Annotated in this window: 13 protein-coding genes; 2 read left to right on the top strand and 11 right to left on the bottom strand. The window is 70.7% G+C overall.

The annotated features are described in order from the left end of the window. Nucleotides 1-15: 15 nt before the first annotated feature. The 10 genes from H504_RS0122530 to H504_RS36440 form a co-directional block, all read right to left on the bottom strand. Nucleotides 16-810: an SDR family oxidoreductase gene (locus H504_RS0122530; protein WP_026424620.1), complete on the bottom strand. Its 795-nt coding sequence runs from the start codon at nt 808-810 to the stop codon at nt 16-18. Continuing rightward, nucleotides 810-1,694 (bottom strand): beta-ketoacyl synthase N-terminal-like domain-containing protein, encoded by an 885-nt coding sequence (locus H504_RS36455; protein WP_084468027.1) that lies wholly within the window; start codon nt 1,692-1,694, stop codon nt 810-812. Before H504_RS36455 ends, H504_RS0122530 begins: the two co-directional genes overlap by 1 nt. Further along, nucleotides 1,691-2,878, bottom strand: a complete 1,188-nt coding sequence (locus H504_RS0122520; protein ID WP_026424619.1) for a beta-ketoacyl synthase N-terminal-like domain-containing protein — start codon at nt 2,876-2,878, stop codon at nt 1,691-1,693. Before H504_RS0122520 ends, H504_RS36455 begins: the two co-directional genes overlap by 4 nt. A 7-nt stretch (nt 2,879-2,885) precedes the next feature. Continuing rightward, the gene (locus tag H504_RS0122515; protein WP_026424618.1) at nt 2,886-3,812 is read right to left on the bottom strand and encodes a hypothetical protein; all 927 of its coding nucleotides are present in this window, start codon (nt 3,810-3,812) and stop codon (nt 2,886-2,888) included. Then, nucleotides 3,809-4,609: an alpha/beta fold hydrolase gene (locus tag H504_RS36450; protein WP_051386145.1), complete on the bottom strand. Its 801-nt coding sequence runs from the start codon at nt 4,607-4,609 to the stop codon at nt 3,809-3,811. The genes H504_RS0122515 and H504_RS36450 overlap by 4 nt, the downstream gene beginning before the upstream one ends. Further along, nucleotides 4,606-5,523, bottom strand: coding sequence for a beta-ketoacyl synthase N-terminal-like domain-containing protein (locus H504_RS36445; RefSeq protein ID WP_035305432.1), 918 nt, complete (start codon nt 5,521-5,523; stop codon nt 4,606-4,608). Before H504_RS36445 ends, H504_RS36450 begins: the two co-directional genes overlap by 4 nt. Then, the gene (locus H504_RS0122500; RefSeq protein ID WP_026424617.1) at nt 5,520-6,686 is read right to left on the bottom strand and encodes a beta-ketoacyl synthase N-terminal-like domain-containing protein; all 1,167 of its coding nucleotides are present in this window, start codon (nt 6,684-6,686) and stop codon (nt 5,520-5,522) included. Before H504_RS0122500 ends, H504_RS36445 begins: the two co-directional genes overlap by 4 nt. Next, a complete protein-coding gene (locus H504_RS0122495) occupies nt 6,683-7,909 on the bottom strand; it encodes a beta-ketoacyl-[acyl-carrier-protein] synthase family protein (protein WP_026424616.1) in 1,227 nt (408 codons plus the stop codon). Before H504_RS0122495 ends, H504_RS0122500 begins: the two co-directional genes overlap by 4 nt. Before the next feature lies 1 nt (nt 7,910). Further along, the gene (locus tag H504_RS43275) at nt 7,911-8,165 is read right to left on the bottom strand and encodes an acyl carrier protein (RefSeq protein ID WP_026424615.1); all 255 of its coding nucleotides are present in this window, start codon (nt 8,163-8,165) and stop codon (nt 7,911-7,913) included. A 420-nt stretch (nt 8,166-8,585) separates the two neighbouring features. After that, nucleotides 8,586-10,121: an MFS transporter gene (locus tag H504_RS36440; protein ID WP_051386144.1), complete on the bottom strand. Its 1,536-nt coding sequence runs from the start codon at nt 10,119-10,121 to the stop codon at nt 8,586-8,588. A gap of 282 nt (nt 10,122-10,403) precedes the next feature. Between H504_RS36440 and H504_RS36435 the strand changes: the two genes are divergently transcribed. Together H504_RS36435 and H504_RS42645 are read left to right on the top strand one after the other, a co-directional pair. Continuing rightward, nucleotides 10,404-11,144 (top strand): helix-turn-helix transcriptional regulator, encoded by a 741-nt coding sequence (locus H504_RS36435; RefSeq protein ID WP_051386143.1) that lies wholly within the window; start codon nt 10,404-10,406, stop codon nt 11,142-11,144. Nucleotides 11,145-11,733: 589 nt separating this feature from the next. Then, the gene (locus H504_RS42645; protein ID WP_051386142.1) at nt 11,734-12,570 is read left to right on the top strand and encodes a helix-turn-helix transcriptional regulator; all 837 of its coding nucleotides are present in this window, start codon (nt 11,734-11,736) and stop codon (nt 12,568-12,570) included. Nucleotides 12,571-12,602: 32 nt separating this feature from the next. On the opposite strand, the gene H504_RS0122470 is transcribed toward H504_RS42645, so the two are convergent. Next, nucleotides 12,603-13,718: an FAD-dependent oxidoreductase gene (locus tag H504_RS0122470; protein ID WP_026424614.1), complete on the bottom strand. Its 1,116-nt coding sequence runs from the start codon at nt 13,716-13,718 to the stop codon at nt 12,603-12,605. Between the last annotated feature and the right edge of the window lie 241 nt (nt 13,719-13,959).

Here is a 13,959-nt window from a genome sequence, read left to right as displayed (position 1 = left end):
CTGCCCGAAAACCGGCTAGGCGGTGAGCGCTTCGCCGCCGTCGACGCCGATGATGTTGCCGGTGATCCAGGACGAGTCGGTGCTCGCCAGCAGGACGATCGTGTCGGCGACGTCGTCGCACTGGGTGAGGCGGCCGTGCGGGTTGGTCCGGGTGGCCAGCTCGATGAGCTGCTTGTGCTCGGGAATGCGCTCCAGCGACGGGGTCACCGTGACACCGGCGCGCAGCGAGTTCGCCGAGATGCCCGCGGGCGCCAGTTCCAGCGCCAACTGGCGGATGTGCGATTCCAGCGCGCACTTGGCCGCCGAGACGCCGCCGTAGTTCGGGGAGACCTTCTCGTCGCCCGCGCTGGTCATCGCGAAGATCTTCGAGCCGCGTTTGAGCAGACCGGCGCGGTGCACGTCCTGCGTCCAGTAGACGAGGCTGTGCGCCATGACGTTGAGCGTCATGTCCATCTGCTTCGAGGTGAACGCCTTGCGCTTGTCCTCGGCGATGAACGGCACCAGGCTGCCGAAGGCGAGCGAGTGCATGAGCACCCGGATGCCCGCGGCACCAACGAGTTCGGCGAACCGCGGCACCAGTTCGTTGCGGGTGTCCGCGCTGGCGGCGTTGTAGTTGAAGAAGTGCGCCTGCACGCCCTTCGACCGCAACTCCTCCTGGAGCACGGTCACCTTCTCCTGCCGTTCGGCGGTGTCGAAGTGGACGCCGAGGACGTTGCCACCCGCCTGCGCCCAGGCGCGCGCGGTGGCCTCGCCCATGCCGCTGGACGCGCCGAGGATCAGGCACCAGGTGCCCTGCAGCGAGGTGAGCATCAGTTCCCTCCGGGGGTGACGAGCGCGAACGCGACGTTTCCTTGGGCGGCGGCGGTGACCACCAGGGCCCGCTCACCGGCGGCGAGCACGGCGGCGACCTCGGCCATCGGCCGCAGGCAGCCCGCACCGGCCCGCACCACGGTGGTGTCCGGGCCGAACGCGGCGGCCAGCGCCTCGCCCACCGGGGACGAGTCGACGACGGCGCGCACCGGGACGTCCCCGGCCCACGCCCGAACCGGGCCGATGACGCCAGCGACCAAGTCGGGCGTGAGCCCGGTCGGCGCGAGGAACGCGGTGCGCACCACGCAGCGGCCGAGCACCCGGCCACCACGCGCGGCGACGGCGGCGGCCGGTTCGAAGACGATGGCGACCGCGCCGGTCTCGGCGGTGTCGGCGCCCGGCTCGGCCGGGTCCAGCGCCTCCTCGGCGGCACCGGCGACCAGCCAGCCCGCCCGGCCCAGCGCGATCGAGCGGCCACCGGCCTGCACCGCCTCCAGTCCGGCGACCCGCGGGCTGGTGACGGTCAGGTTGAAGCCCTTGAGCGCGTGCTCGGTGGCCAGGCGGCTGCCGAACAGGTTGATCGAGAAGTACGGCGCGGTGGCCGGGCTCAGGTCGTTGGCGTCGGCGTCGATGACCGTGCGGTCCATCTGCGCGTGCAGCGCGGACGCCGCGCAGTTGGTGCCGACGGCCGCCGCGCGGGACTCCTCCGGCACCGTCGCGAGCGCGTCACCGGCGTCGGCGACGGCCCGCTTGGTGGCGGCGAGAAGGTACTGCGACGCGGACGGCAGGTACTTGTAGCCGCGCTTGCCGAGTTCGACCTTGTAGTCGAAGCCCGCGGCCGGGTCGACCACGCCGACACCGGTCACCACGAGGTCCACGGTCACGACTCGACCTCCTGCAGCACGAGGGACACGTTGTTGCCGCCGAAGGCGTAGGCGTTGACCAGCACGGCCGAGCCCTCCAGCGGGACGGCCTGGGTGGGCAGCAGCACCGGGCACTCCGGGTCCTGCTCGCCCAGCGCGACGCTCGGCGGGACCTCGCGGTTCGACACGATGAGCGCGCCTGCGAGCGCGGCCAGCGCACCCGCCGCGCCGCCGGTGTGCCCGATCAGACCCTTGAGGCTGTACAGCGGCACCTGTGCCATCGAGAGGCCCGCCCCGCCCAGCACCTGGGCCAGCGAACCGCTCTCCACGACGTCGTTGAGCTGGGTGCCGGTGCCGTGCGGGACGACCGCGCCGATGTCGGCCGGCTTGACACCGGCGTCGTCGAACGCCTGGTACATGGCCCGGACGATCTGCTCGCCGGTCGGCTCCGGGGCGGTCGAGTGGTAGGCGTCGCAACTCCAGCCCGCACCGGCCAGCGCGGCGTACGCCGTGGCACCGCGGGCGGCGGCGTGCTCGGCGGACTCCAGCACCATGATCGCGGCGCCCTCGCCGAACACCGTGCCGCCGCGGTGGCGGTCGAACGGCCTGCACCGCTCGGCGTCGATCGCGCCGAGCCGGTTGAAGCAGCCCAGCGCGACCCGGGAGTAGGCCTCGGCGCCACCGGCGATGACCACGTCGGCCTCGCCGGAGTTGATCAGGTCGGCGGCCACCGAGAGCCCGAACCCGCTCGCCGCGCAGGCGTTGCTGATGCTGGTGTTGGACCCGGCGGCCCCGAACCAGCCGCCGATGGAAGCGGCCGGGGAGAACACCGGGGACCACTCACCCTCCGGGGCGCCGTCGAGATGCCACTGCTCGTGCATCCCGGAGTCACCCATGCCGGTGCCCACCACCACCGCGACCCGGGTCGGGTCCGCGACCTGACCCAGGCCCGCGTCGGCCACCGCCTCGGCGGCGGCCGCCAGCGCGTAACGCGAGGCCTGGCCCAGCGGCGACCCGCCCAGCGCGGCGGGACCGGAGGGCACGTCGGCCGCGGGCACCGAGTACATCAGCGGGTGCGCCATGTTCGCGTGCGGGTCAGCGGCCCGGCCGGGGGCGCTGCGCGCGGCGCGCATGCCCGCCCAGAACTTGTCGGTCCCGGCGCCCAGGCAGGACAGCACGCCCAGTCCGGTGATGAGCACGGTCATGGTCCGCTCAGCCCCGCAGAGCCTTGAGCACGCGCTCGTCGAAGTTGACCAGGCTCCAGTCCCTGCGGTCGTGGAAGATCGCGTAGCCGTGGGTGATGGTGCCGGTCGAGGTGAGCACGAGCTTGCCGTCGCGCACCACGTAGGTGTCCATCCGCGAGGTGTAGGTGACGTCCTTGAAGACCTCCTCGACGGTGTAGATCGTGTAGAGGTCCTCCTCCATCCACGCCTCGTCGACCTGGGTGATCTTCGAGTGCGGCACGACCGGGATCCACTTGCGCTCGTCGAGCAGGGTCTTGATGGAGATGCCGCGGTCGGCGAGGAACAGCTCGACGACCTCCTCCATCAGCCGCAGGTAGCCCGACATCTGCAGGCGCTCGTTGTTGTGGCAGTACGGGTAGGGGATCCGCCACTTCCAGCCGTAGGCGTTCTGGTCGCGGGTGAGCTGCGCCAGCACGTCGTCCTCGGCGTCCGCGCCGGTCTCGGTGCCGCCGATGCGGTCGACCGAGAACGGGGCCAGCTCGGCGGGGACCACGTTCGCCGGGGCGACATAGGTCTCGCGGCGCAGGGTGACCTTGACCTTGGAGGTGACGTCCTTGCCGGACTTGCCCTCCTTGGTGATCACCACGCGGAACGCCAGCTCGGACTCACTGCTCGGGGTGACGGTGGCGGTGCCGACCTCGTCGAGGTGGAACGCGTTGAGGATGCGGGTGTCGATCGTGGAGATCTCCAGGCCGAGGCCGTAGGACTCGAACAGCTCCCGCGTCGGCAGCCCGGCCGCCCGGAAGTGCTCCAGCACGGCCTCTTCGACCAGGTAGTTGACGTGCTTGAAGCCGATCCAGGTGTTGATGTTGTTGCCCTCGTAGCGCGGCCGCAGCGACACCGTGGTGGTGGTCGTCAGCAGCGCCTTGAGCGCGGTCTGCAGGTCGGTGCTCACTTAAGGGGCTCCCATGCTCGGTTGCGGAGGAAGTCGCTGAGGAACTGGTTGACCAGGGCGGCGAACTCGCCCGCCCGCTCGGCCATGGCGAAGTGGCCGCAGCCGGACACGACGTGCACGCGGGCGTCGGGCAGCGCCCCGGTCAACGCGATGGCGTCAGCGGGGAAGGCGGCGAAGTCCGTCTCCCCGGCGACGACCAGGCACGGCGCGGTCACGCCGTCCAGCGGCAGGCGCGGTGTGCGCAGGTAGGTGTCGAAGAAGCGCACCCACCCGTACGGTCCGACCCGGTCGCGGACCTTGACCGCCATGGCCTCCTGCCGGTCCGGCGTCAGCCGTCCGCCCGCGCGGACCCGGATGCCGTCGGCCAGGATCAGGTGGAAGTCGTTGAGGTAGTAGTCGATGGCCCGCCAGTCGAAGTCGGCCGTCGACGGTCGGTAGAAGGGGGACACCAGGACGACCGCGCCGGGCAGGTCGTCCGTGTGAGCGAGGTGGGCGAGCAGGGTGTTGGCGCCGAAGGAATGCGCCACCACCACGTCCACCCCACCGGGAACCATGGCCAGTGCCTCGGCCGCCCAGGCACCGACGTCGGTGCGCTCGGCCCACCCCGGCACACCCTCCACCCGCCACGGCAGCTCGGCCGCCCACAGTTCGCAGGCGTCGGCCGCCAACGGGAGGAAGGCGTCCCAGACCGCGCCGCTGCTGGCCAAACCGTGCATCAGCAGCACCCGGACCGGGTCGGCCGATCCGCGCGCGGGGCGCACCAGGTTGACGGTGATCGGAGCGGTCTGGTCGGTCATCTCCCGTTGCCCTCCGGTTGTGCGCTGCCCCCCGTGGGCAGCAGGGCCAGTCCGGCGGCGGCCTCGTGGCCGTCGTTGCTGACCACGACCGGTTCGGTCGCGCCCGCCCGCAGCAGCACCGTCGCCGCGGCGCACTGCAGCACGCCGAGGGCGCCGCCGCACCGGCCGAAGGACTCGGCCAGGTCGTGCCGGGTCGCGTTGGCCAGGCCCGGGATCGGCGCCTCGCCGGTGAAGCCCTCCGGCACGAACCAGGCGCCGTCGGTACCACTGACCACATCGGACAGTGCACCGGACCGGGTGAACCGGCCGAGCGGCACCCCGTGCGCGCCCGCCTGGAGCACGATCGCGGCGGCGCCGTCGAGAAGATCGGTGCTGCCGGTGAAGCGCTCGGTCACCTCGTTGGCCACCTCGACGCCGATCACCACGGCGTACTCGGCGCGGCCCGCGTTGAGCATGGTCGCCGCCCAGTGCACCGCGTCCAAGCCGGACGTTGCGCCGTTGCACACCATCAGGTTCGCGCCCTTGAGACCGAACCGGATCGCGGTGGTGGAGGCCACCACATTGCTGGAGGCGTTGGGCAGCGCCATCGGGCTGGTGCTGACCACGCCCTCGGCGGCGATGGTGGCCGACACCTCGCAGACCGTGTCCAGGTTGCCGAGGTTGGAACTGGCCAGCACGGCGACGGACTCGCCGGGCACGGTCAGCGCGCCGTCCACCCACAGTCCCGCGTCGACCAGCGCGTCGTGCGCGGCGACCAGGCCGAGCTGGGTCGCCCGGTCCTTGTAGCGCAAGCCCTTGCGACCGATCCGCGCGGCCGGGTCGACCTTCGCGGAGCGGTCGAAGGTACCGCCGCCGATGTCCGCCAGGTCGGTCACGCCGGGCAGCGCGACGCCGACCCCGATCACCCCGGTCACGCTGTCGTCCTCTCGATCACGGCGACGGCGTTGACGCCGCCGAAGCCGAACGCGTCGACCTGGGCGACCGACAGGTCGGCCGGGCCGTCGCCGGGGCGGGCGAACCGGAACTCGGCGGCCTCGGTGACCGGTTGCACCAGACCCACGGTCGGCGGCACCCGGCCCTCGGTCAGCGCCCGGGTGGCCAGCACCAGGCCGAGCAGGCCGGAGCCGCCGGAGGTGTGGCCGGTCATCGACTTGACCGCGGTCATCACCGGGCCGCCCGCGTGCTCGCCGAACACCTCGGCCACCGCGGCGGCCTCGGCCTCGTCGTTGAGCAGCGTGCCGGTGCCGTGCAGCATCACCAGGTCGACGTCCTCGGGCTTGATGCCCGCCCTGGCGTGCGCCTGCCGCACCGAGGCGGCGATGCCGACCGGGTCCGGCGCGGTCACGTGGAACGCGTCGCAGGAGACGCCGACCGCGCGCAGCAGGCCCTTGGCGGTGGCCGGGTCGACCCCGTCCTGCTTGCGCAGCACGACGGCGGCGGCGCCCTCGCCCATCAGCACGCCCTTGCGGGCGCGGTCGAACGGCCGCACCGCGTCCGGCGGCTCGGGGTGCACCCGGTCGAGCAGGCCGTGCATGCTGGTGGTGATCCCGTCGACCCCGGCCACCACCACGGTTTCCGCCTCGCCGACCGCCAGCAGGTCGGTGGCCAGCGCCAGCGCGTAGAGCGACGCGGAGCAGGCGTTGGAGAACGTGTAGGTGTTGGTGGCGCCGAACCGCTCGCGCAGCGCGGTGCCGAAGTGCAGCCGGTCCAGGTCACCGGGCTGCGCTGTACCGTCCTTGTCCGCGCCCTTGTTCTTGTCCCACCACAGTTCCACCGAGCGCAGCTCGCGCAGGCCGGTGCCGACGAGCACGGGGGTGCCGGACAGGTCCTCGTCCAGACCCGCGTCCGACAGGGCTTCCGCGATGGCATCGATCAGCCAGGCGGTCGCCCGAGCGGGCGTGTCCTCGGCGCCCTCGCGGTCGTCGATCTCGTAGGCGTGGGTGACCCGGAACTTGTCCTGGTCGAACGAACGCAGCGGCGACAGGCCGGAAGTGCCCGCGCACAACGCCTCCCACACCGCGTCCGTGCCGCGGCCGACGCTGCACACGGCACCGGTGCCGGTCACGTACCAGCTCACGACGCCTCCCGGTAGCGGCCGTAGACGGTGACGGCGTTGTTGCCGCCGAAGGCCAAGCCGTTGTTCTGCACCACGTTGAGCTCCGCCTCGACCGCGTGGTTGGGCACGCAGTCCAGGTTGATCTCGGGGTCGGTCTGGTTGTGGTTGATCGTCGGCGGGATGAACCCGTCGGTGATCGCCAGCGCGCAGCCGATGGAGGCCAGCGCGCTCGCCGCGCCCATCGAGTGGCCGATCATGGACTTGATGGACACCGTGCGCGGCGGCGTGTCGCCGAACACCTGGCGGATCGCGCCCGCCTCGGTGACGTCGTTGGCCTTGGTGCCGGTGCCGTGCGCGGAGATGAAGTCCACCTCGTCCGGCTTGACACCGGCGTTCTCCAGCGCGAGCCGCATGCACCGGGCCACACCGGCCTGGTTCGGCGCGACCGGGTGGTCGGCGTCGCAGGACAGGCCGTAGCCGAGCACCTCGGCGTAGATCCGCGCGCCGCGGGCCTTGGCGGACTGCTCGCTCTCCAGCAGCAGCACGCCGGCGCCCTCGCCGGTGAGGATGCCCTTGCGGTCGACGTCGAACGGCTGGCACCGCTGCGGCGCGATCGTGCCCAGCCGGTAGAAGCCGGTGAAAGTCTTGCGGCACAACGCGTCCGCGCCACCCACGAGGGCGAAGTCGACCTCGCCGGAGCGCACCGCGTCGTAACCGTAGCCGATGGCGTAGTTGCCCGCGGAGCACGCGGTCGGGATGGTGACCGCCTCGGTGTCGGTGAGGGCGAACTCGCGGGCGATGGCGGCGGCGAGCCGACCGGCGGGCACCCGCCGGGCCGCGACCGGGTCCATCGCCGCCGGGCCCTGCCCGACCTCGACCTCGACCAGTCCGTCGAGGTCGCGCGACTCGCCGTCGGTGGTGCCGATGGTCACCAGGGACCGGGCGTCGCGCAGCCGCGGCACGGACAGCGCGGCGTCGTCGATCGCCATCCGCGCCGCGGCCACGGCGAACTGGCTGGCCCGGCCGAGTTCAGCCGGGACCAGCTCGGTGATCCAGGCCGCGGGCTCGAAGCCCGTGATCTCGCAACCATTGGCGTGGTCGAACCCGACCGTGGAAAACGCGGTGATGGGCCGGGCGGTGTCCCGGCCTGCCCGCAGGCCCGCGCGGAACTCGTCCACACCCAGCCCCATGCTGGACACGACGCCCAGGCCGGTGATGACTACCCGATTGGCTGCCTGGGTCATGTCAGTTCCAGTTGGCGCTCTCGGCGACCACGGTGTAGACGCCCTCGAGGTTCACCATCCGGGGCAGCTCGCTCTGGTCGATGGTGATGTTGAACGCCTTCTCCAGCGAGGCCAGGATCTCGATGGCGCGCAACGAGTCCGCGTCGTGGTCCTCTTTGAACAGAGAGGTCGGGGTGACCTCCTCCGGCTCGAGCTCAAGGATGTCGCACACGATGTCCTTGATCTGTACCGTGCGCTCTTCGGTGATCGTGGGCACGAAGGATCTCCAATGTCCGGTGTGGAGTGGATGGCCCGAGCCTAAGTGCCGGAAGAGTCCGCACACCCGCGTATTGCCACAAGCTGTCACGCTGTGAACGCCGCTGACACCTTGCTGCCAGGGCCCCCGCGGTAAATCCCCGGCAATACACGTGGAGTTCGACCGCCGAGGAACCCGGGCGTTCACCGGCGTTATCCGCAAGGTCATCCGGGTGGTCATCAGCGCGGTCCGATGCACAGTCCACTTGGGCCGTCCGGAAACCGCCAGTGGTTCCGAGTTGAGGCGTGGGTCACGCTTTTCGCGAAAAAGGCAACCTCGTCGGCATTTCCCCGATCATCCGCACTTCGATTGCGGGGACAATGAAACCAAAAAGAGCGGGGGTGGGCCATTCGGCCCACCCCCGCTCGTCCTGGAGAGAGCTCAGGCTTCGCGGCGCTTGCGGAAGAACACCAGCGCGACGACGACGCCGAGCGCGGACACCGCGGCGCCCACCACGGTGGTGACGTGCATCGAGTGCACGAAAGAGGTGTTGGCGACGTCGACCAACTGGGGCAGCTTGGCGTGCGCGGCGACGACCCTGGCGCCCTCGGCCGACTCGGTCGCCGCCGAGCGGGCCGCCTCGGGCAGCGGCGGGAGCTTGCCGGAGACGTCGGCGGTATAGGTCATCGACAGCACCGAGCCGAGCACCGCGACGCCGAGCACACCGCCGATCTGGCGCATGGCGTTGTTCACCGCCGAGCCCGCGCCGGAGCTCTCCTGCGGCAGCGAGGCCATGATCGCCTCGGTGGTGGGCGCCATCACCGCGCCCAGCGCCAGGCCCTGCACCACCATCAGCACCGCGAACCAGCCCAGCGGCGTGTCCATGCCGAACCACACGTACGCGTAGAAGGTGGCGACCGCGACCAGCATGGCCACCGTCACCACCGGACGGATGCCCAGCGCGCGCACCAGCACCGCCGACAGCGGGGCGCCGATGACCACACCAGCGGCGACCGGCGCCAACGTCAGGCCGCACTCCAGGGGGGACAGCCCGCGCGCGCCCTGGAGGTAGAGGTTCGAGTAGTACATGGTGCCGGTGAGACCGAAGAAGGTGAGCATCACCGAGACGCTGCCGCCGGTGAAGCCCGCGCTGCGGAACAGCCGCACGTCGAAACTGGGCGCGGTGATCCGCAGTTCCACCAGTACGAAAACCACCAACAGCACGGCGCCGAGCACCATCGGGCCGAGCACGTCGAGCGTCGCCCAGGTGCCCTGGTGCCCGCCCTCGATCACCCCGTAGACCAACGCGAACAACCCGACCGTGGACAGGACCATGCCCAGCGGGTCGAAGCGGACCTTCTTGGTGGAGCGGTGTTCCTTGATGAACGCCAGCGCGCCCGCGACACCGACCACGACGAACGGCAGGTTGACCAGGAAGATCGAGCCCCACCAGAAGTGCTCCAGCAGCGCGCCGGAGACCAGCGGCCCGGCGGCGATGGCCAGCCCGGACGACCCGGACCAGATCGCGATGGCGGTCGCCCGCTCCTTGCCGTCGAAGACGTAGTTGATGATCGCCAGCGTCGCGGGCATGACCAGCGCGCTGCCGACGCCCATCACCGCGCGGGCCACGATCAGTTCGTGCGCGCTGTCCGCGTAGGCGGCCCAGGTGGAGGCGGCGCCGAAGACCACCATCCCCGCGAGCAGCACCAGCCGGTGGCCGTAGCGGTCGCCGAGCACACCACCGGTGAACAACAAGGTGGCGAAGACGAGGGTGTAGGAGCTGATGCTCCACTGCAGTTCGCTCGGTGAGGCGCCGACGCCCTTCACCGGGTCGGCCAGGGTGCTGATGGCGACGTTGAGGATGGTGTTGTCCAGCCACACGGTCAACTGGGCAACCACCAGGACAGCCAAGGCGAGCCACCGCCGGGGGTTCCGGATGGCCTGCGAGTGGGGCGATACGTCCGGCAGGGCGGTCATGAGTCGGAGGGTAGGGCATTCGGCGGAACGTGCGCGGGCGTTGACACAAACCTGTCACGCCGCCCGCCACCGGGCAGTCGCGTTTGCTCCGGCCAGGGCATTACCGCCTGGTACGGCGACACCTTGTTGTCGACGAGCCCGTCGCCGGGCACCGCCGCGTCTACTCTGGACTCGTCGTCGACGGCGCGTTCGGCGGGCGTTCGGTGTGGTGGGGCCAGTGGGTCGCGGACCGCGGAACCGAGCGGGACCCGGGCGCCGGAAAACCCTCGGGAGGTCTGGTCGGTGGAACCGCGCACAGGTCCGGACGGCGGCGAGCTGCTCGACGTGCTGCGCGAGGCGCAGAACCTCATCGAGTCGGCGATCACGCACCACCGGTCCGACCGCGGTCTGGAGTCCGGCGGCCTGCCCGGCGACGCCGCCGCGGTGCGCGCGCTGGCCACCAAGCTGGCCTCGCAGGCCACCGCGGAGGTCGTGTGGGCGCTGCCCGCGCGTGAACTCGGTCCGTACGAGGCGGACCGGGTGCTCGACGCGGTGGCCTCGGCGTCCCGCGCGGGCGCGCGGACGAGGGTGCTGAGCTCGCCGCTGTCGCTGGAGGACAAGCAGGCGACCAGGCTGCTGGCCACCTTGGACGCGTTGGCGGAGGTGCGGCTGGCGCCGCTGCCGCTGGCCGACCTGCTGGTGTGCGACGGGCGGGTGGCCCTGGTGCGGGCGACGCCGGGTGCGGGCGCGGTGCTGATGCGCGACCGGGCCGCGGTGGCCGCGGTGGAGCTGCTGGCCCGCTCGGCGTGGGCGGCGGCGACCCCGCGCGCGGACCTGGCCCGGCTGCGGGTGCCGCTCGACCTGGCCCGGCGCATCCTGAGCCTGCTCGACGGCGGGCAGACCGACGAGGTGGCGGCCAGGATGCTGGGCATCTCGGTGCGCACCTACCGCCGGTACGTCGCGCAGATCACCCGCGACCTCGGCGCCGCGTCCCGGTTCCAGGCCGGGGTGCGCGCGGGCCGCCTCGGTTTGCTTGAACCCTGAACAATTACCAACGCAAACACCGGCGATATCCAGACGTGAATGGCGTTCACCCCGGCCGGAACGGCAGGTTGGCGGTTCGTCGGAGTCGCGCAATTCACACCGATGATCGACGCGTCGAACAGGTCCGGTATGGTGCGCGCGGCGGGCAGCCAACTGCCGCCGCCGCTGCGACATTCGTCGCAAGTGCACAGTCCATGGTAGTCGCATTCCCTACCGCACACACTGGGACGCGGTTCCGACCAGCGGGTGAACCCGCGATGTCCAGTGTCAACCGGACCGGGGACCACTCCGGACACCACGCGTCCTACCAGGACCAACGCCGCGGCGGCTACCCGGGTATATATTTGCGAAATCAACGACCTGGATACGGCCTTTCGGCGTATCGGAAACCGTCCAGGCCGCTCCTTGTTTAGCGAAATGGAACTCAAGGATCAGTTCGAACGTCCTAGTATCGTCAGCACCACAGTGGCGACGCTTTGGTGTGAAGGACGACTCCGGTCGAGGGCGCCCGGACACTGGTTTCGGGGCAGTTCGCGCGGTCCTCTCCGGTGTCCTGGGTGCGCGGAGTCATGGCCGAGGGAGGCGGCGGATGGCACAGGCGACGACGATGGTGGGTTCGGGGAACTACTTGGAGCAGGTGCTGCTGCAGGCGCACTCACTGCTCGAACTGGCGATGTCGCGGCAGGAGGTGGGCGAGCCGCGCCACCTGACGGTCCGCATCGCCCCGACCGACCAGGCCGTGCTCGCCGCGGCCGAGGAGCTGACCGCGTCCGCGCGGCACGAGCTGATCGCGGTGCTGCCGCAGCGGCGGATGTCGCCGACCTGCCTGCAGGTGATGAACGGCTCGCTCAACGCGGTGGTCAAGCGCGGGGTGAAGGTGCGGCTGCTGTGGTCGCCGGACTCGGTGGGCCTGACCAGGGAGAGCTGGTTCACCGACGCGGTCACCCCGGAGGTGGAGCTGCGGGTCGCCACCTGCTCGCAGGAAGAGATCATCATCGTCGACGGCGCCTCGGCGATCGTGCACGGCGCCCAGCCGGAGCACAACTACGCGATCATCCTGCACCAGCCCGCCATCGCCAACGCGCTGCAGACCCTGCTCAACAGCATCTGGGACACCGCCGCCCCCGCCCCACGCGGCGGTGAGACCGACGAGCAACCCACCGCCCGTGTGCTCGGCTGCCTGGCCCGCGGCCAGACCGACGAGAGCGCCGCCCGCGAACTGGGCGTCTCAGTGCGCACGTACCGGCGGTACGTCGCCCGCATCATGCAGGACATCGGCGCGACCTCCCGCTTCCAGGCAGGCGTGCTGGCGGGCCAGTTGGGCCTGGTCACCCCGCAGCAGCCAACACCGGTTCCCGCCGCCGCGCTGCCCACCCGCCTCCCCGCCATCGCCCCTCGCCTCGCCGCCGCCGTCGCATCCGGCTGACCCCTCCCATTTGGTCCGAAGTAGACAGACAATCACGGCTGTCCGCCCGCGAACATACCCAGCAACCGATCCAACCCGTCCACCCCGAACATCATCTCGAGATTGGCCGCCGACTCCGCCGCCGCCACCTCACTACGCGCGAACAACTCCCGCTCGTACTCGGCCAACGCCACCCCACCCGCGACGGCGAGGGCCAGTTCGGCACCGTCAAGCATCGCCAAATTGGCCCCCTCCCCAGCAAACGGCGACATCAGATGAGCGGCGTCACCAACCAACGTCACCCCCGCCTTCGCCGCCCACCGATGCCCAACCGGCAACGCGTGAATGAGCCGATGCGCCACCCCGCCATCCGCCTCGACAATCAACGCCCGTAGCTCATCCGCCCACCCGTCAAACCGCGCCAACGCAGCCGCCTTGATCACCTCGGGATCAGTGACCCCGGCAAGCCAGTCCACAGTGGCAGGCAGCGCGACATAGACGTGCAAACTCCCATCCGACTCGCGGTGCGCCAAAAACCCCTTCCCGTCCCCCAAACACATGAACGACCCCGGCCCAATCAACGCCGCACTACCCGGATGCCGCTCATCAGCGTCAAGCAGGTCGACCTCAATGAAGGAAATACCCGTGTAGGCAGGCACAGCGCCGGAGAGCAACGGCCGAACCCGCGACCACGCACCATCCGCACCAATCAACAAGTCGGTGGTAATACTCGTCCCATCGGCAAACCCAACCTCATGCACACCGTCCCCAATGGACTTTACCGCGACAACCTTACGTCCCCAATGGACAGTGTCGCCCGCGAGCGACCCCAGCAACAAATCCCGCAACTGCCCCCGATCCACCTCAGGCCGCCCCCCAGTACCGTCATCCTCCTCAGCCAGCCGCAACCGCCCCCACTTGTCAACAACCCGCAACGCCTCCCCACCCGGATGCACAAGAGCCCGAAACTCCGCATAGAGCCCCGCCGCCCGCAACGCCACCTGCCCCGACTCCTCATGAATGTCCAACATCCCCCCCTGCCCCCGCACCCCCGCCGACGCCTCCACCTCAAAGACGGCCGCCTCAACCCCGTTCACCCGCAAAACCCGAGCCACCACCAGCCCGCCCAACCCCGCCCCCACAACCGCAATCGGGTAATGCTCACTCATCACCGTTCCCCCTCATGGACTGGACGCCAGTACCCCACCCAGCCTCGCACGCACCCCAGCCCGAGGCACCACGAAAGCAACCCCATCGAGGTACAAGGCGCCACCCCACCCCCACCCCCACTCCCCCATCGACAAAGGCCGCCAACCCACCCCCCGCGCCTCGAAACCCGCCGATACCAACCGCCCGTTGTGGTGAAGTTGTTTTGTTTGGGGGAAGCGGTGGCCTAAGCCGGCCGGCGGG

The organism is Actinokineospora inagensis DSM 44258 (assembly GCF_000482865.1).
Classification (GTDB): Bacteria; Actinomycetota; Actinomycetes; order Mycobacteriales; family Pseudonocardiaceae; genus Actinokineospora; species Actinokineospora inagensis.
The sequence above is the reverse complement of the archived record's forward strand: the minus strand, read 5'-3'. Positions and strand labels throughout refer to the sequence as shown.